General features: G+C 64.6%; 17 protein-coding genes. All 17 read left to right on the top strand.

Annotation, left to right across the window (positions count from 1 at the left end; all coding sequences use genetic code 11):
• Positions 1–2 precede the first annotated feature (2 nt).
• The 17 genes from ACAX61_RS14760 to ACAX61_RS14840 all read left to right on the top strand — a co-directional run bounded on the left by ACAX61_RS14760 (position 3) and on the right by ACAX61_RS14840 (position 17,681).
• Positions 3–1,328 (top strand): TraB/VirB10 family protein, encoded by a 1,326-nt coding sequence (locus ACAX61_RS14760; RefSeq protein WP_046408706.1) that lies wholly within the window; start codon positions 3–5, stop codon positions 1,326–1,328.
• Positions 1,315–2,184, top strand: coding sequence for a DsbC family protein (locus tag ACAX61_RS14765; RefSeq protein ID WP_370715606.1), 870 nt, complete (start codon positions 1,315–1,317; stop codon positions 2,182–2,184). The genes ACAX61_RS14760 and ACAX61_RS14765 overlap by 14 nt, the downstream gene beginning before the upstream one ends.
• Positions 2,181–3,230, top strand: a complete 1,050-nt coding sequence (locus ACAX61_RS14770; RefSeq protein ID WP_037448070.1) for a TraV family lipoprotein — start codon at positions 2,181–2,183, stop codon at positions 3,228–3,230. Before ACAX61_RS14765 ends, ACAX61_RS14770 begins: the two co-directional genes overlap by 4 nt.
• A complete protein-coding gene (gene traC / locus ACAX61_RS14775) occupies positions 3,230–5,821 on the top strand; it encodes a type IV secretion system protein TraC (RefSeq protein ID WP_370715607.1) in 2,592 nt (863 codons plus the stop codon). Before ACAX61_RS14770 ends, traC begins: the two co-directional genes overlap by 1 nt.
• A 4-nt stretch (positions 5,822–5,825) precedes the next feature.
• Positions 5,826–6,182 (top strand): hypothetical protein, encoded by a 357-nt coding sequence (locus ACAX61_RS14780; RefSeq protein ID WP_046408709.1) that lies wholly within the window; start codon positions 5,826–5,828, stop codon positions 6,180–6,182.
• Positions 6,175–6,834: a type-F conjugative transfer system protein TrbI gene (locus ACAX61_RS14785; RefSeq protein WP_046408710.1), complete on the top strand. Its 660-nt coding sequence runs from the start codon at positions 6,175–6,177 to the stop codon at positions 6,832–6,834. The genes ACAX61_RS14780 and ACAX61_RS14785 overlap by 8 nt, the downstream gene beginning before the upstream one ends.
• Positions 6,815–7,351 (top strand): S26 family signal peptidase, encoded by a 537-nt coding sequence (locus ACAX61_RS14790; protein ID WP_046408712.1) that lies wholly within the window; start codon positions 6,815–6,817, stop codon positions 7,349–7,351. Before ACAX61_RS14785 ends, ACAX61_RS14790 begins: the two co-directional genes overlap by 20 nt.
• Positions 7,348–8,004: a type-F conjugative transfer system protein TraW gene (gene traW, locus ACAX61_RS14795; protein ID WP_082102862.1), complete on the top strand. Its 657-nt coding sequence runs from the start codon at positions 7,348–7,350 to the stop codon at positions 8,002–8,004. Before ACAX61_RS14790 ends, traW begins: the two co-directional genes overlap by 4 nt.
• Positions 8,004–8,273 (top strand): hypothetical protein, encoded by a 270-nt coding sequence (locus ACAX61_RS14800; RefSeq protein ID WP_046408713.1) that lies wholly within the window; start codon positions 8,004–8,006, stop codon positions 8,271–8,273. The genes traW and ACAX61_RS14800 overlap by 1 nt, the downstream gene beginning before the upstream one ends.
• Positions 8,273–9,289, top strand: a complete 1,017-nt coding sequence (traU, locus tag ACAX61_RS14805) for a conjugal transfer pilus assembly protein TraU (RefSeq protein ID WP_170172173.1) — start codon at positions 8,273–8,275, stop codon at positions 9,287–9,289. The genes ACAX61_RS14800 and traU overlap by 1 nt, the downstream gene beginning before the upstream one ends.
• A gap of 10 nt (positions 9,290–9,299) precedes the next feature.
• Complete coding sequence (gene trbC / locus ACAX61_RS14810) at positions 9,300–10,046, top strand: type-F conjugative transfer system pilin assembly protein TrbC (protein ID WP_046408716.1); 747 nt, start codon at positions 9,300–9,302, stop codon at positions 10,044–10,046.
• 26 nt (positions 10,047–10,072) lie between these two features.
• Complete coding sequence (gene traN / locus ACAX61_RS14815; RefSeq protein ID WP_046408717.1) at positions 10,073–11,884, top strand: conjugal transfer protein TraN; 1,812 nt, start codon at positions 10,073–10,075, stop codon at positions 11,882–11,884.
• A gap of 24 nt (positions 11,885–11,908) precedes the next feature.
• The gene (locus ACAX61_RS14820; RefSeq protein WP_370715658.1) at positions 11,909–12,304 is read left to right on the top strand and encodes a hypothetical protein; all 396 of its coding nucleotides are present in this window, start codon (positions 11,909–11,911) and stop codon (positions 12,302–12,304) included.
• Positions 12,285–12,533 carry a hypothetical protein gene (locus tag ACAX61_RS14825; RefSeq protein ID WP_082102865.1) on the top strand — a complete coding sequence of 83 codons (249 nt, stop codon included), beginning with the start codon at positions 12,285–12,287 and terminating at the stop codon, positions 12,531–12,533. Before ACAX61_RS14820 ends, ACAX61_RS14825 begins: the two co-directional genes overlap by 20 nt.
• Before the next feature lie 2 nt (positions 12,534–12,535).
• Positions 12,536–13,360 carry a conjugal transfer protein TraF gene (traF, locus tag ACAX61_RS14830; RefSeq protein ID WP_046408794.1) on the top strand — a complete coding sequence of 275 codons (825 nt, stop codon included), beginning with the start codon at positions 12,536–12,538 and terminating at the stop codon, positions 13,358–13,360.
• 65 nt (positions 13,361–13,425) lie between these two features.
• A complete protein-coding gene (locus ACAX61_RS14835; protein WP_370715659.1) occupies positions 13,426–14,826 on the top strand; it encodes a conjugal transfer protein TraH in 1,401 nt (466 codons plus the stop codon).
• 23 nt (positions 14,827–14,849) lie between these two features.
• A complete protein-coding gene (locus ACAX61_RS14840) occupies positions 14,850–17,681 on the top strand; it encodes a conjugal transfer protein TraG N-terminal domain-containing protein (protein ID WP_370715609.1) in 2,832 nt (943 codons plus the stop codon).

Here is a 17,681-nt window from a genome sequence, read left to right on the forward strand (position 1 = left end):
CCATGGCCTTTGCGGACATCTTCAATCGTAAGCGCAAACCGCTCGACGAGGGCGAAGGGGAAGGTGTCTCGCCGGTCGGCGGCGAGCTCGCCGGAAACGAAGCGGTCCGTCGCAAGCAGCGCATGCTCTTGGCCGGTGCCGCCGGTGTCGGCCTTCTGGTCTCGTCGATGTGGATCTTCAGCGGCGACGACGTGTCGAAGACCTCGGATGGCGACGAGGCCGAAAAGGTCGAGGTTTCGACCAAGGACCTCGTCAACCGGAACCTGTCTCAACAGGAGTGGATGGCGCTGTCGGAAAACCGCTTCGCTTCGACGGAGAACCAGCTCAAGTCGGTGAACGGTCAGACGGCGCGGGTAGACAACCTCGCCGCGCAAGTCGAGGCGCTAAAGGGCCAGAACCAAGCGATGCAGGCCGACGGGCAGCGGGTGCTCTCTGCCTACCAGGCTGAAAACGAGCAGCTCCGCAAGCAGCTGAACGAGCGCCCTACGGCGCCCGCGCCGGCACCGGGGCCGGCAGCCATGTACGGGCCGAATGGCCCGCAGGCCTATCAGCGACCTGACGCCGGGGCAGGAGCCCCGGGAGCGCTCTCGGTGAGCCGGTCGGCGGAAGTCAAGATGGTCAGCTTCTCGACCACCGACACAGGAACCGCGTCGAGGGTCACCAAGGGAAATACGGTCTATACCGACAGCCCGAACTACCTGCCGCCCAATAGCTTTGCCTCCGCCAAGGTGATCGTCGGAGTCGACGCTGCGGCCGGGGTGAACAGCCAGACCGATCCGCTTCCCGTCGTTCTGCGTGTGACGGGGCCGGCGCGGTCGGTGCTGCAAAACGGCAAGCTTCTTACGACCAAGATTCAGGGCTGCTTGATCAACGGCGCCGCGCGCGGCGAACTGTCGAGCGAAAAGGTCTACGTCAAGCTGCAGAAGATGACCTGTCCGCAACCCGGTGGGCGCTATGCGGTCTCCGAGGTCAAAGGGTTCATTGCCTTCGGCGGCAAGACCGGAGTGCGCGGCCGGGTCGTCTCCCGTGAAGGCGGTCTCGTCAGCCAAGCTTTCATCGCCGGCCTGGTCGGCGGGTTCGGGCGCGGCTTCTCGGCGAACGCCAATTCATTCCTGACGCAGCCCAACGTGACCGTGAACGGTCAGCGACAGAAGCTCGGGCTCGGAGACATCGCTCAAGGCGGGTTCGGGGAAGGCGTCGCTCAGAGCGGGGACATGGTCTCGAAATATCTGATCGAGCGCGCCGAGCAATATCAGCCGGTGATCGAGATGCCGACCGGCATCGATGTCGAAATCGTCTTCCTGGAGGGTGTCTATGTTCGGAATTGATCGTCTGCGCCAGCGCCTTTCGCCCAAAGCGATGATGCTGCTCGCCGTGCCATTCGTGGGGGTCGCCAGCGTTGCCGTCGCCGCGCAGATCGCAAGCCCGGGCAACGTCGAGGTGGCCAGTCTCCTGAAGACCCGGCTGCCCAAAACGCCGCTGACGAAGGTCGATTGCGAGAAGGTGAAGGGGCTGTGCGAGGTCACGGCCGGCTCGAACCTCTTTTATGTCGACACCAAGGCCCGCTACCTGATCATCGGCCGGGTCTATGACATGGAGACGCGGCAGGACCTGACCGCGGCCCGGCTCCTCGAAATCAACCCCGACATGCTGGTGGGAGGCGCCGCGAAGGCCAATGCGGCGTCGGCGGATGGAGACGAAGAGTCGGCTCTCGCGCCGCCGCAGGGCCGGCTGCAGAAGACATCACTTCCGGCCCGGCCCGCCACGCTTTCGCTCGATGGCCTGCCGAAGGATGGCGCAATCGTGTGGGGGAATCCTGCGGGACAGACGGTCACGGTCTTCACCGATTTCCGCTGCGGCTACTGCCGCGCCCTCACCAACGTGCTGCGCAGCATGGATGTGCGCGTCGTGGAGCGTCCGATCTCCGTCCTCGGCAGCCGCGACATCGCCGATCGCGTCTATTGCGCGAAGAACCGGGAGGAAGCTCTCCACGCCGCTTATGCGGGCGAACCGTTCAAGGGGGGAGCATCCTGCGACACCTCCGGGCTCGATGCCAACGAGGCGTTCGCACACAAGCACGGCCTGACCGGGACGCCGGTGATCGTGCGGAGCGATGGCGCGGTCCTCGAGGGCTATCGACCCAAGGAGTTCCTGCTGAGCTGGATCAAGGAAGGGCGGTCGTGAGCGCCCGCTGCCTTACCAGCGCCGCTCTGTGCGCGGCTGGCCTGCTGACGCTGCCCGGGTGCACGACCTTCGGCGGCAACGTCAAGGGCAGCTTCTCGTGCCAGGCACCCGACGGAATCTGCGCTCCCTCCTCGACGATCGACGATCGCGCCATGGCGATGATCTCGGGCGAGGCCGGCGACGTCATGATCCCCGCGGGACCATACCAAGCCGCGCCGCAGCCGCCGCAGCGTTCAACGCGGACCGCGCTCGCGTCGCCTCGCGCCGCGACCGGCGAAACGCCTGCCGCCCGGACGCGCGAAAAGGTGCTCCGGATCGTCTTCCAACCCTATGTCGACGATCGCGGCCGCCTCCACGAGGCCAGCGCTGTTCACACCGTGGTGCAGTCCGAATGGCAGGCGGAGGCCCTCGCCGACGCGAGACCAATCCCCGACCGCAATGCGGCCGCGGCCGCGCCGGCCGAGCTGAGCCTTGTCGAGGCGGTCGATCGTGAGGCGCCGGGAACCGTCGACATCGCTGCGTTCGATCCTAACTTGCCAGATCCCGCCGTCGTGGCCGCGGCGCGCGCGCGGGGTTCCGACCCCGTTGCCGCCATCAAGGCGGACGTTGCGAAGCGTCTGACAGCGAAGCCCGAGCGGCGCACCACGCGCTCGAGCCTGTCCGTCTCCGCTGACGCCCGAGCGTCTTCCGCTACATCGGAGACCGGAGCGGCGGCCTCTGCTTCGCAACCCGCAGTCGCCGACGCCAAGCCTCTCAAGGACCCCGCTCGACCCGCTGCGGTCCCGCCGGCCGTAAAAAACCGCCAGCCAGCGTCGCCGGCGTCATTGGCGAAGCAACCGGCGCTGGAGAGCGAGGGCGGGGCCAGCTCCGGCCCTGAAGCCATGGCGCGCGTGAAGGCGAGCGAGGCCTACCGGGATGCCGAGGCACATGTCCAAGGCGTCGCGCGGCAGGCCGGAGAAGACCCGGCACTTCCGAGCATGAAGCCTCTGACCAGCCCCACCATTCGCGCCGCGAGCTTTCCGGCGGCCGTCCCGGAGGACAAGTGATGAGCGCCAAGGCTGGCCTGTTCGACAACCTGCTGTCGAGCGTCTTCGGTGACAGCAAGCGCCCTGATGCGCAGCGGCCGGATCTTGCGGTGCCTATGCTCGCCCATTGGCTTCCGTACCGGAGCTACGATCCGAAAACTGCCATCTTCTACAACTCGTCTTCCCGAGGCTTCGTGATCGAGGTGTCGCCGCTGGTCGGTGCCGACGAGCGCACCGGCGAGATACTGACACAGTTCCTTTCCGAGGGAATCCCCGCGCCCGGTTGCCTTCAGTTCCACGACTGGATGAGTCCCCGGGTCGGGGAGCGGCTCTCGAAGTGGTATCTGCCACGCTATTCCGCGAGCGGCGTCTATGAGCGGATGGCCAAGCATCGGGTCGACTTCCTGACGGAAGGCGTCTGGAATTCGCTCTCGGCCGACGCACCGTTTTGCCTGCGCAATCATCGGGTCGCCATCTCCTATTCGACCCCGGAGAGCTCGAGCGTCTCCAATGAGGAGATCGTCGCCGTGATGGACGGCCTGGTCTCGGTGCTCGGCTCGATAGGCGTCTCGGCGCGGAAGATGGATCCGGTCGCGCTGATTGGCTGGATCGACGACATCACATCGCCGACCACCGCGGCGGGCGAGGACGTGGTCAGCTACAATCCGCTCGATCCGATCGCCGACCAGGCGGTGCGGCGCGACATCGAGATGCGAGTCGATCCGGATCGCATTCTGCTGCGGACCGAACGGTTTCGGCCAACGGGCAAGGAGGTCGATGGCGCGCCGGAAATCGGCGAGATCTATCCCGACGTCTTCGACGTTCGGTCGTTCTCCGTTCGCAATCTTCCGCAGCGCTGGGCACCCTGGGATTGCGCGCGCCTGATCGGTGACATGTTCGCCGACAAGCTGCGGATGCCCTGTCCGGTGGCCACCAACCTGTGCCTAGACTTCCCCGATCCGCAGGCGTCGAACAACAAGGCCAGCTTCAAGTTCATGCGGACCACGAGCCTCGCGGATTCGAAGTCCGCCCGGTTCTTGCCCCAGCTGCGCGATCAGTCGCAGGAGTGGAAGTTCGTCAACGACGAAATTCGGCAAGGGCGCAAGCTGGTGCGCCTGTTCTACAGCGTCACATCATTCTCGCCGAAGGGCAGGGGAGACGCCAACGAACGTATCCTGAAATCCGTCTACCGGGCGGCGGGCTGGGATCTGCTCGACGATCGATACCTCCAGGTCATGGGCCTGCTCTGCGCGATGCCCATGACGATGGCGAACGGGCTGTCGAGGGATCTCGATCGCATGAAGCGCATGCGCACGATGCTGAGTACCACCGCGGCGAACCTTGCTCCCATCCAGGGCGAATATCTCGGCGGCCATACGCCGCACCTCCTGCTGATCGGTCGACGGGGCCAGCCATTCTTCTGGAGCCCGTTCGAAAATGCGGCCGGCAACCACAATGTCGCGGTGTTCGGCAAGAGCGGCAGCGGCAAGTCCGTGGCGCTGCAGGAGCTGTGCGCCTCGCTGTGTGGCGCGGGATCCAAGGTGGTGGTCATCGATGATGGCCGGTCGTTCGAGCACTCGGCGAAATTGCAGGGCGGCGCTTTCGTCGAGTTCACCATGTCCAGCGGCTTCTGCCTGAACCCGTTCTCGATGATCGATGAAAAGCAGGCAGCCGAAGACGAGGACTATCTCCTCGACTGCATGGCGATGCTCAAGGCGATCGTGAACCAGATGTCGCGGCACATCGACCGTCTGACCGACACGGAACGTGGCCTGATCGACGGGGCGGTCAACCGGGTCTGGGAAGCGCAGGGCCGTAACGGCTCGATCGACGATGTTATCGCCGCGCTCAACGATACCGGCCACGAACTGGCCTCGCACCTGGCAATCGCCATGATGCCGTTCTCGAGCGCAGGCACCTACGGCAAGTTCTTCAAGGGCGAGGTCTCGTTCGAACTGCAGGCTCAGCTTACCGTCTTCGAGCTCTCCGATCTCTCGTCGCGCGAGGAACTGCGCAGCGTCGTCCTGACGGCGATCATGTTCATGTCGCAGCAGATGATGCGGAAGGTCGACCGGTCCATACCCAAGGCGCTGCTGCTCGATGAGGCCTGGCAGATGCTGCGCGGCGGCGCGATGGCAGACTTCATCGAAACCTATGCCCGCACCTGCCGCAAATATGGCGCGTCGCTGGTCACGGCCACGCAATCGCTCAACGACTACTACAAATCCGCTGGCTCGATCGCGGCGCTCGAGAATAGCGACTGGTTTGTCATCCTTCAGCAGAAGCCCGAGACCATCGCGGATTTCAAGAAGCACGATCGCTTCGAGATGGACGACTACACCGACGCCTTGCTCCGCTCCCTGAAGAGGAACGGCTTCGAATATTCGGACATCATGATCAAGGGGCCCGACACCCTGGCCGTCGGCCGACTGGTCCTCGACCCCTTCTCCGCGGCGCTCTTCTCGTCGAGCCCACGGACCTTCGCCGCCATCGAGGCGATGGTCGCTGACGGGCTCAGCATGGACGAGGCGATCGAGCGGATCGCCTTCCCCAACAACCCCGAGAAATGGGCGACGCCCGCCGAAGATCCGGCGGCGATCGCGGCGGAGTGAACCGATGGCGACCCTGGCTCCTGCCGACGCCGACAGCACCCGGCAGCGGCGCAAGATCGACCTCGGCTTCCTGCTCTATTTCTACCTCCACATTGCGGGGTTCCTCGCCTCGACCCTGCTGATCACATGGGGGCTGTTCGTCCTGTTCTTCCTCACGATCGGCGGTCTCTCCGTCGACGGAATGATGCACCAGCTCAACAACCTGGCGGGCCGCTACGTCTCGGCGGACGCGGCGCGCGTGGCGTCATTCAAGCATGTCCTGTTCGTCGCGCACATGCCTCTGGCCGCGGCGATCATCTTCTTCCGCCGCCACAGCATCCTGCCCTCGCGCGACCCCAAGCGGAGCAACGACAATGGCTGATCAGCCCGAACTCGATCTTCCCCCTCCCGCGAGTCACTCGTCGCCCGCGAGATTGTCCCGCGCGCAGCGGGGCTTCGCAGGGCTCACCCGCACGCAGCTGCTCCTGGGCGTTGCCCTTGTGCTGGGGCTCGTCTGGTCGATGTGGGTCACCAAGGCACTGCTCGCACCGCGAGAGGAGCACATCGTCAAGGCAAGTCTGTCCAACATCGTCGGCGAGTATGTGAACGCGCAGGCGCGCTCGGCATCGCCGCCGGCCCAGGTCGAAGCCGAGATGCGCGCGTTCATGTCCTCGCTCGACCATGAGCTGCAACGACGGAGCGCTAGCGGCCAAGTGGTCCTCGTCGGGGAGGCGGTGCTCACGAAGAACGTGCCCGACATCACCGACAGTCTCAGGAAAGCTGTCTACGCAAGCGGCGTCCGACAGCCCAGGCAGGCGAGCGCTCAGGAGTTGCAGCAGCTCCAGCAACAACTGCCGCCGGCGCCGATCCCGCAAGCATTTGCCGGCCCGGCGGCCACGATCGATCCCATGGCTGCCGCGCCGCAGAACATGGTGCCGCAGCAGGCGATGCCGGGCGGCATGCCTGCGGCGCCGACCGCGCCCGGCGCCTCGATCTCGACCTTCGGAGGCCAAGATGGCGGCAACGGCCAATAGGGCGCCGGCGACCGTATGGCGACCGCGCAAGCGGCTATGGGGGCTGTTCGCCGCTTTCGTTGCCGGCAGCGTCGTGCTCGGGGCGATCAGCGATTGGCGCGAAGACCATGCGCTGCTGATCAACACGACGGAATCGCTGCCGAACTGGGCCTTCCTCATCCATCGCAACAAGCTACCGGCCCGGGGCGATTACGTTTTCTTCGATCCTCCGGCGAGCGAGCTGGTCCGGGCGCACTTCGGCCCCAAGCCGCAGATGTTCGGGAAGATCGTCTATGGCATGCCCGGCGACATAGTGCGGCACTGGCACCTCGCGGTGACCGTGAATGGTCGCATCGTGGCCTACACCAAGCCCAGGACGAAGTCAGGCGAACCGCTGGCGATCGGCCCGAGCGGCGTGATTCCTGCTGGCTGCTATTATGTCGGCACACCTCACAAGGACGGCTTCGATTCCCGCTACGCTGCGATCGGCTTCGCCTGTCAGCGACAGATCGTGGGCACCGGGGAGGCGATCCTGTGATCCGCTGGCTGGCTCCGCTCGCCGGCATCGCCAGCCTCGGGGCGGCGGTCCTGCTCACCGGATCCGAGCGGGGGGAGGCCCGTGATTTCGGCCAGATGGGGCAGACGTTTCCTGTCGCCGAGGCGGACCTACTCTCGACCATCGAGGCACGCCTCAAGCGCGCCCAGGCGACCGGTGAGATGGATCGCGTGAACGCTGCCTTCGCCAAGCGAGCGGAAGCGAAGGTCCGACGGCCCGTGCCAGTCGCGGGGATGTCTCCGGCCGAACAAGCGCGGACCTGGAACTATGATCCGACGATCACGCTCGAGCGGGAGATCCGGGACCATAAGGGACAGGTGATCGCCGCCGCAGGCCAGAGGATCAATCCGCTCGACTTCGTGTCGATGCGCCAGAGCCTGGTGTTCGTCGACGGCGATGACGCCGCGCAGGTCGATTGGGCGACCAAGCGGTTCACCGAACTCAACGCGAAGATCATCTTCGTCAACGGCTCGCCGATCGAATCCATGACGACGCGCAAGCGCCGGTTCTTCTTCGATCAGGAGGGCCGCCTCACCGGCAAGTTCGGCATCCGGCACACGCCGGCTGTCGTCTCACAGGCGGGCAAGCTGCTGCAGGTGTCGGAGACCGTCCTGAAACCGGGAGGGCGGAGCTGATGCCACTATGGCTCGACTTCCTGCGCACGCCGATGGCGGCACCGGAAACGCGATCACTGCGCCGCATGCGCCTTATATGGCAGGGCCTCTGCCTCTCGGTGGCACTGGTCGTGGGCTTCTTCCAGCCGATCCACTCTGTGCTTGGGCGTGCCGTACCTTGCCTGGTATTGGCGCTGCTGGTCGCAGCCGGTCTATACACCTGGCTCTATCTCCACCGGAAGAACGCCGCCGACAACGCCTTCCTCGAGCGGACCGGGGAGGCGAAATGATGCGGTGGCTGCGCGCCTTCGTCGGCGTCCTTGGCCTGCTGCTCGTGATGGTGGCGTTGACGCCACGCGCGGAGGCGGCCCCGACCTGCACCGGCAAGTTCGTGAACCCCATCACCGACGTCTGCTGGTCATGCTTGTTCCCGCTCTCGATCGGAGGAGCAAAAATCTGGCCGGGAAGCCGGCCGGATACGAACAATCCCGCCTCTCCGATCTGTGCCTGCGCCGACCCGCTGCCGCGCATCGGCATCTCGGTCGGATTCTGGGAGCCCGTCCGGCTCGCCGACGTGACGATGAAGCCATGGTGCTTTCCCAACCTCGGCGGCACCCGCATCGCGCCCGGTTTCGATATCGGCCAGGGCTACCTCGCGGGTCCATCGATGGTGGGCGGTCGGTCGCAGAGCACGGCCAAGTGGCACGTCCACTGGTACGTCTATCCGCTCCTCTACTGGATGGAGATCCTGACCGATTTCCTCTGCTTCGAGCAGGCCTCCTTCGACATTGCGTACATGACGGAGATCGACCCGCTCTGGCAAGATGACTCGCTCACCGCGATCATCAATCCCGAGGCCATCGTCTTCGCCAACCCGATCGCCCAGGCGGCCTGCGCGGGCGATTGCATCGCCGGGACTGCGGCCTTGCCCCTCGATGCGCTGTTCTGGTGCGCGGGCTGCCAGGGCAGCATGTATCCCCTCAACGGCAATATCCCGGCGTCGATCGGGCACGTCCAGTCGTCCCGCCTCGCGCTGTCCCGTTTCGCCTACAAGATGCACCGAGAGGGGCTCGCATGGGGCACGATGGGCTCCGAGGGTCTCTGCAAGAAGTACCTCATGCCGATCATGCGGAAGCAGCAATATCGCTTCCAGATGGTGAACCCGATCCCGACGGTCAGCGGGCGGTTTGCCTGCTCGGCGATCGGCGCGTCGACCATGCCGCCGGATGCCGGCCGAGCCTTCCCCGCCGGCGGCGAGGACATGGGCTACCTGGTTTGGCGCAAACGCAACTGCTGCGTGTTCTGAGGAGGGAAGCATGCGCCTTCTGACATTGGGCATCACGGCTCTTCTCACCACTGCCGGCCTCTCGGCGCTCCTTGCCCAAACCGTTGACGGGGTCGACGTCCAGGCCGTGAAGAAGCGTGCCGCGGACCTTGCTGCGGAGGCACAGGCTTTCGTCGACCAGGTGAAGGACCGCGGCGATGAGTTCCGCGAGCAGGCAACCGTCGTGCGCAAGTCGGGCATGGACAACATGCAGCGCGTCGCGGCAACCGAATTGCCAAAGGGACCGGACGGCAAGATCGACTTCGATGAGCTCGTCCAGGGGGCAGCGACGAACGCGAACATTCCCGGCGGCGACGCGCCACAGTTCATCGTCTTCGCCAGCCTGTCGATGCCGACGGCCTCGCTCAAGCAGCTGATCGCCGACACCGCGAGGGCAGGGGGCGTCGTCGTCTTCCGCGGTTTCCCCAACAACTCGGCCAAGGAATTCGCCGGTCGGCTCGGGCAGATCGTGCAGAAGGACGACATGCCGAACATCGGCATCGATCCTCGCCTCTTCCGCGCCTTCGGCGTGCAAGCGGTACCGACCTACGTCGCCGTCTCCTCGACCTTCGACCTGTGCGCGGGCTTCTCCTGCGAAACCAGGGTACCACCCCATGATCGCATGGAGGGCAACGTCACGGTCGACTATGCCCTCAACACCTTCGCCCAGGCCAACGGTCCCGGCGCGCGGATTGCCTCGGTCGCGCTCGAAAACCTCGCGCGGAGCCGGCGCCAGTGAAGCTCAGGTCTCTTGCTGCCGCGCTTATGAGCGTCTGCCTGGTCATCAGCTCCGCCGGCGCTCAGCAGATGACCGTCGAGCAGGCGCGCGAAGAGGGCAAGGCTCTCGGCAACGCCAAGCGGCAGGATGAAAGCCTCGTGCCGACATCTGACGCTCAGGCTGCGGCGGTGCCCGGCTATACCGGCACCACCCAGCCCCAGAGCACCTATTTCGACGACCCGGACGCGCTGGTCGCGGCGGGAACGGCGCAGCGCACGACCAACGACTCCTATCGCACCGTCACCGACCCGGATCACACGCGGCCGACTTTCAGCAATGCCGAGATCCTCGCGACCACCAACCGCGCGACGACGGTGGAAAACGATCCCGAGGCCTACCTGCAGGGCGAGAATATCGGCTCGGAGAGCGGGCAATGCCAGCCGCTCCCGCCCGGATCGGGAGAGGGAGGCTACTACGAGGCGACATGCAATACCGGCACCAAGGTCGACGAGACGGCGCCTGTGTGCCGCGTGCCGCTCGTGGTCGACGTCACCCCCGGCGTGAACAAGTATGTCTACACCTGCGAGAATTGGTCGCGCTCTGCCGCGCAGGGTGGCGACAACCGGAGCCGCCGCTGCGTGCCGGCGTTCAACGCCCCCGTCGCCGACGGGGTCTGCCGCGAGCGGTCGCGCGAGACCGTCATGTACGATGTCTGCCTGCAGGGGAATCCGCGATTCTGCACCGAACCGGACATTCGCGAGGGCGAGATCATCACCTACGAGTGCGACAGCGCGGCGGTCACGGGTCGGCCATACACGATCGAAACGGTCGGCCAGGTCATCAATGAGCACAGGGACGAGGGCGCCTGCAATGGTGCGACGGCCGGCCAGACATGCGAGCTCGCCTCCGAGACTTGCGTCGATACGGAGCCGACGACCCGCACGATCAATGGCGTCGCCGTCACACGCGCCTGCTGGCAGTGGGAGCGGCAGTATTCGTGTCATCGCCTTTCGCAGGGCAACGACTGCGGCGATCTCGAGGGAAATCGCCAGTGCACGTTCCTGCGCGAGGAATGCCTCGACGACCCGCAGCAAGGCGAATGCAAGGTAAAGGAGAAGGTCTACCGCTGTCCCACACCGGACGCGCCAACCTCGGATGCGCCCCAATATATTTGCGGCAGTGATGTCTATTGCATCAATGGCGACTGCGAGCCGATCACGCGCGAGGCCTCGACCGAGTTCAAGGATGCCCTGGTCGCGCTTCATGCGATCGATGACGCATCGAAGGGGTTCGATCCGAACAACCTGACCGTGTTCTCCGGGACGCGCGATACGTGCCATAAGCCCGTGTTCGGTCTCATCAACTGCTGCGCGGGCAAGGTCTCGGGTGCGCTGACCCTCGCAGCCGGCGGTGCGGCGCTCGCGGGAGGGCCGGCGGCGATCGCCGCGCTCGCGACACCCTTCCTCGCCTTGTTCGCCTGTTCTCAGGACGAGATGAAGCTCGACATCAAGGACCGCATGGGACTCTGCCACAAGGTGGGGACCTGGTGCTCGTCCAGCTTCCTCGGCATCTGCAAGACGAAGAAGACCGCTTATTGTTGCTTCGAGAGCAAGCTCAGCCGCGTGCTTCAGGAGCAGGGGCGCGTCCAGATCAACAAGCCTTGGGGCAGCCCGAAGTCCGAGCAGTGCAAAGGCTTCACCATCGCCGAGTTCCAGCTGCTCGATCTGTCCAGGATGGATTTCACAGAGGTCTACGCTGACTTTCTCGACGCGGCAAAGCTGCCGGACGAGGTCCAGACGATGACCGAAATCCAGGCGAAGATTCAGAACTATTACGACCTGCATGGAGGCACTCCATGAACACCAGAGGGATCGGTGATCGACATGACGGCCGTGGCGAATGACCTGCCGACCGCAGGCTCTCCGGGATGCGACTGGAAGATGACGGTGTTCGAGCTGGCGATCTTTCTGTGCGTGTTCCGCGCGAGGCGAGCGGCTCGGGTGGAAGAGATCTGTCAGGTAATCGGCGACTGGTTCGAGTGCGCAGTGGAACCATCGTCGGCTGCTGCGCCGATCGAACACATGATCGCCAATCGCTGGGTCGCGGAGGAAAACCACGGCTTGCGGGCCACCGAAGAGGGCCGGACCGCGGCGCGGCCGCTGATGAACGGGATCATCCGGATGCTCGACCAAGGGACGAGGCTCATCGACGTCGCCCTGATGATGTCCGTGCTCCGTTTGACGAAAGGAGAACTGGACAATGGGCTTCGTCATTTTTGATCCTGCCATTCTCGCGTCCCTGCTCGCCGGCGCATTGGCGCCCGGCTCTGTAGCACCGGGCCTGCCGGCGCCCGCTCGACCAACCTCCGCCTGCAGCGCCGCCGCGCTCTCCACGGCCGGGATCGACTGCTGCCTTCACATCGCGGCCTGGGACACGCCGACCACCCCATCCAACCACCACCCCGCGCAATCTCAGGATGGTGCGGCCGACCAGCAGGGAGGACGATGATCATGTCGAAGATGGCGAAGCTGGCGATGATCCTGCTGACCGCGGCGCCGATGGCCGTGCCGGTGCGTGCGCAGGATGCGGGGAGCGCGGCCGATGGCGTCGAGGCGGCCGCTGGCGGTGATGATTTCTACTGCGGCGAGCGCAAACTGGGGCAATGGTTCTATTGTTCGAAGCCGAGGCCTCCGGAGACGGCAAAGGCTCAACCGCAGGTGCCCGAGCAGACCGCGGCGGAGCGCCTGGCCGCGATCACGCACCAGCTTGATGAGCTCAAGGCCCGAGCGATCCTTGATCCTTCCGAGGCGAATGTCATCGCCTATGTGCGCTTCCAGCGCGAGCAACTGGATCGTGCCTCGACGTTCTCGGATACGTGGCAGCGCGCCCTGTGGCAGAATCCGGATATCGACTACACGCTGCAGCGGCCCGTCAACACAGTCGCGAAGCGAACATGGCTCGATAACCGCAAGGCCGATCGCGACCAGGTCCTCATCAACCTGAGCCAGCGTTACGGCTTGTTCTACTTCTATGCGCAGAGCTGCGGGGCCTGTGAGGTGTTCGCGCCGATCCTGCGCTCGGTCGCGGATAGCCATCGGATGGCGGTCATGGCCGTCTCGATGGATGGTGGCCCGAGCCGGGACTTCCCCAACTATGTCGTGGATTCCGGCCAACGTGCCCGGATGGGGCTTTCGGGCAATGAAACGCCGGCGCTCGTGCTTTTCGACACGGCTACGAAGCGGACCATCCCCGTCGGCTACGGCATCCTGAGCGCCGACGAGATCATGGATCGCATCTTCATGCTCACCAACACCAAGGTCGGGAGCGATTACTGATGTCTAATCCTCGGCAGAATGGTCGGCTCAGGAGGCTGGCACATCGTGCCGGCGCCGCGTTGATGATGGCGGCCGCCTCGCACTTCGCTCTGATCGGCGTCGCGCGCGCCGACGTCGCGTCCGAGATGAACGGCTTCTTCAATGATGCCGGCGGTGCCGCGAACGTGACCGGGCCGACGGCGTTCCAGGGACAGTCGGCAGGCTATTACTCGCTCGGCAACGTCTGGACCCGCTTTCCGCAGAAGAGCGTGTCGCCGTTCAACCTTCAGCTCCCCAGCGCGCGCGCGGGATGCGGCGGCATCGACCTGTTCTCGGGCTCGTTCAGCTTCATCAATGCCAGCGAGATCGTGGCGATGCTGAAGGCGACCGCGAACAACGCCTTGGGCTTTGCTTTCAAGCTGGCTATCGACAGCGTCTCGCCCGAAATCGGCAAGGTCATGGACGAGTTCAGCCAAAAGGCTCAGCTCCTCAACCAGATGAACATCTCCAGCTGCGAGACGGCGCAGGCCCTCGTCGGGGGAATCTGGCCGCAGATGGAGACCACGCGATCGACGATTTGCGAGGCGGTCGGCAACAGCCAGGGCGTGTTCTCCGACTGGGCCGCGTCCCGGCAGGGCTGCAACAACGGCGGTCAACGAGATGGGACGCTCGCCGGCAATACCGATCCTCACATGAAGGAGCAGATCGTCGGCGACCCGCACAACTACACCTGGGAGGCGCTGAAAAAGTCCTCGAAATTCGGCGCGTTCGACCAGGCCTTCTCCGAATATGTGATGACCTTGGTGGGAACGATCGTGACCACGCCTCCGACCGGCAGCGATCAGGGGCCGAAGGTCGTGATCTACGGTCCTGCCGAAGAGGCGGTCGTGACGGCGCTGTTGGACGGCACCGCCAGTGCGACGCAGGTCAAGATCCTCAAGTGCAACAACGAACTTTGCACGGACGTGTCCGACCAGACGCTGAGCGTGCCCGAGGCGAGTGCTCTTCGGCCAAGGATCGCGACGATGATCAAGAGCATGAGCTCGAAGATCCGCAGCGACACGGCGCTCGACGCGGCCGAAAAGCAGCTCCTGAACATGGCCACCGTGCCGATCTACAAGATTCTCGCGGTGCAGGCCTATGCCCACTATGCGTTGACCGACGGCGAGATCCAGACGCTGTCCGAGATCGTCGCGGTCGACCTTCTTAACGCCATGCTCGATAATATGCTCGACCGCGTCGAGCAGGCGAAGGTCTTCTATCAGACCGCAGACCAGGAGACGGCCGGGCAGTGGCGCCAGCAAATCGCCGCCACCCGCGCCAAATTCGCGCAGCGCGACGTCAAGCTTAGCAACAAGCTCCAGGTGACGATGCAGATCATCAACCGGAGCATCATGCTCGAATCGACCCTGCAGAACAGCATGACGCCGGGCATGTCCTCGGCGCTCAACTTTTCGCGGGGCTTGAACGCGCAGGGCCTGCTCTAGGCGCGGAAGGGGAGGGTTGCGACGTGCTCGAGGTCTTCACCGTCGGCGGGGGCGAGTATCTCGTCAACACCTTCAATGCCGTGGCAGCGTGGGCCGGGGGAGGGGGTTACAAGTCGCTCATCCGGGTCGTGATGGTGATGGGCCTGATCTACTCGCTGCTTGTCGTCGCCTTCACTCTCAACTTCCGCGCCTGGATGAACTGGTTTCTGCAGGCGACCGGGATCTATCTGTGCCTCATGGTGCCGACGATCGACGTGAAGGTCACGGATCGCATCAATCCGAGCCTCGCCCCGGCGACTGTGGCAAACGTCCCTCTGGGGCTGGGCGTCCTCGCGAGCTTCACCACGCAAATCGGCGACTGGCTCACGCGTACCGCCGAGACCGTCTTTGTGATGCCCGGGGAGCTCAACTACACCACCAACGGAATGGTCTATGGGGCTCGGCTGTTCGACGCGACCCGCAACTTCGTGATTCGAGATGCCGAATTCTCGACCAACCTCGAGAGCCACTTCAAGAACTGCCTTTTCGGCGACGTGATGCTCTACCAGAAGTCCCTCACCAATCTGGCGAAGGCGACCGACCTATGGGCGGCTATCGGACCCGGCTCGGAGGCTCGGTCGCAGGAATGGCTGGAGCGCCAGGTTGATGGGACGGTCCAGAACTTCATCGTCACCTGCCGGCAGGCTTATGACAGCCTCAACGGCCAGTGGGCCGGGATGATCGAAGCCAATGCTGAGCCTTGGGCCAAGGAGGTCTATCCCAAGCTCAGCAACGCGGTCGCCGCCGCCAAGCTCAAGCACGACCTGCCGATCGTCAACTCGGCCTTCACGGGCTCAGGTGACGACTTCACCGGCGTCATGCGCCAGAACACGGCGATCAACGCCTTCATGCAGGCGCGCAACTCGATGGCTGGCGGAAGCGGGGCTGCATCGATCGACACCTTCGCACAGACGCGAGCCGACATTCAGGCGCGAAACACCTACAATTCGATCGCGCAGCAGGCGATGGCATGGGTTCCGATCCTGAACATCGTGCTCACTGTCGTCTTCTTCGCAATGTTCCCCGTCATCTTTCCCCTGTTCCTGTTGCCCCAGACGGGGCTGGGAACGCTGAAGGGCTACGCGATGGGGTTCTTCTACCTGGCGTCTTGGGGTCCGCTCTACGTTATCCTTCACATGATCTGCATGACCCGGGCGGAGAGCGCGGCGAACGGCGTGGCCGCCGGCGGAATGTCGCTGGGGAGCTATGCCGGGATTGGTGCGGTGAACGGCGAGACCGCGACGATCGCCGGCTTCATGCTGATGAGCATTCCCTTCCTCGCGGCGGGCTTGGCTCGTGGTGCAATGTCGATCGCCGGGCAGGCGACGTCGATGCTCGCCCCGGCGCAGAACGCCGCGGAGGCGGCCGCGCTGGAGCAGACGACGGGCAATTATTCCTATGGGAATGTCAGCTGGGCGAACTCGACGTCGAACATGCGGCAGGCCGATCAATGGTCGACCGCCCCGAGCTTCATGGGGGGCGCGGCGAGCGTGGGGTGGCGCCAGGACAATGGCGCGCTCATCAACAGCTTCGGCAACGGCCAAGAGGTGTTTGATACAGGCGGCGCCATCTCGCGGCTTTCGTTCGCCCCAACTGTTACCACCGGCGCCATCGCCGAATGGCGGCAGATGGCGAGCGAGGCACACCGCCAATCGCAGGCCTACGACAACGCCGCGCAGGAAGTGCTCAGCTGGACCAAGACCGACCGGAGTGCCTACGGCACGTCCAGCGAGCGGTCGTCGGGATGGGATTCGAGCAGCGGCCGCGCTGCCAACAAATCGATTGAGCAGTTCGATCGCACGACAGGCAGCAGCTCGCAGGGTCTGGAGGATCGGTCGTCGACGGGCCAGAGCCAGCGAGTGTCTGACGGCCACGATCGTAGCGCCGGCACGGTTGATCAGATTGGCGGGCGTCTCGATGCGGGAGTTGGCGGCAACCGCGGTGGCGGCGGAGGTGGCGGCGTCGGTGGTCGGGGCAGCGCTCTCGGCCGAGTTCTTAGAGCGCTCCCCGGCGCTGGCGCAACTGTAAGCAAAACGGGCAGCCAGCAGGATACGCTCCGTCATGGGACGGAGGACACGCGCTCATCGGATAGTTCAAGCACGGCGAGTAGTGGGGTTCGCGACGAGCACTCCAATGGGACGGGGGCGACATCCTCTGATGGCACTTATGATCGCTCGGGAGTGTTCAGCCGGGCTTCGACGTCGTCTAGCTCGTCCTTGACCCACGAGCAGGCCCTGGCGCGTGCGAAATCGTATACGGAGACCGCGCGCAAGCTGGAGGAGCTGTCGCAACAGCTGTCGCGCGACGCCAGCTACGCCGAAACACATGGCATGCAGCTAAGCGAGAACATGAGCCAGGATCTCGCGCAATGGTATCGCGCGCAGCAGGCCTCCAACCCAGGCCTTGACGCTCCCGAGCTTTGGGCGACCGATCTCAGCGACCATCAGCGTGCCGTCCGCCAGGAGATGGTGACGCGCTGGATGCGCGAGAAGCAGGATGACATCCGCGAGGAGATTGCTGGCAAGTTGCAGGAGCCCGATCTCGTTCAGGTTAATAGGCTAGGCGTCGACAGCGCAGCGGATGTTGTCGGCTCTTACCGTCCGCATGGCGTATCGGACATTCCCTCTGGCCCGACCGGAGGCGATCCTCGTGCGGCCCAAGCGGTCATCGAGGAAGGTGCCGCGCGCCTAAATGAAGACCGCACAGCGGCGCAGAATGCACGCGCGAACAACGTGCAAGGCTCTGTTGAAGTTCAGCTAGAAGTGAATCGCGATCACAATCGCGGCTTCTTTACTGATCCGAAGCTGCGGGAGTGA

It is taken from the genome of Sphingomonas sp. IW22, assembly GCF_041321155.1.
Lineage (GTDB): Bacteria > Pseudomonadota > Alphaproteobacteria > Sphingomonadales > Sphingomonadaceae > Sphingomonas.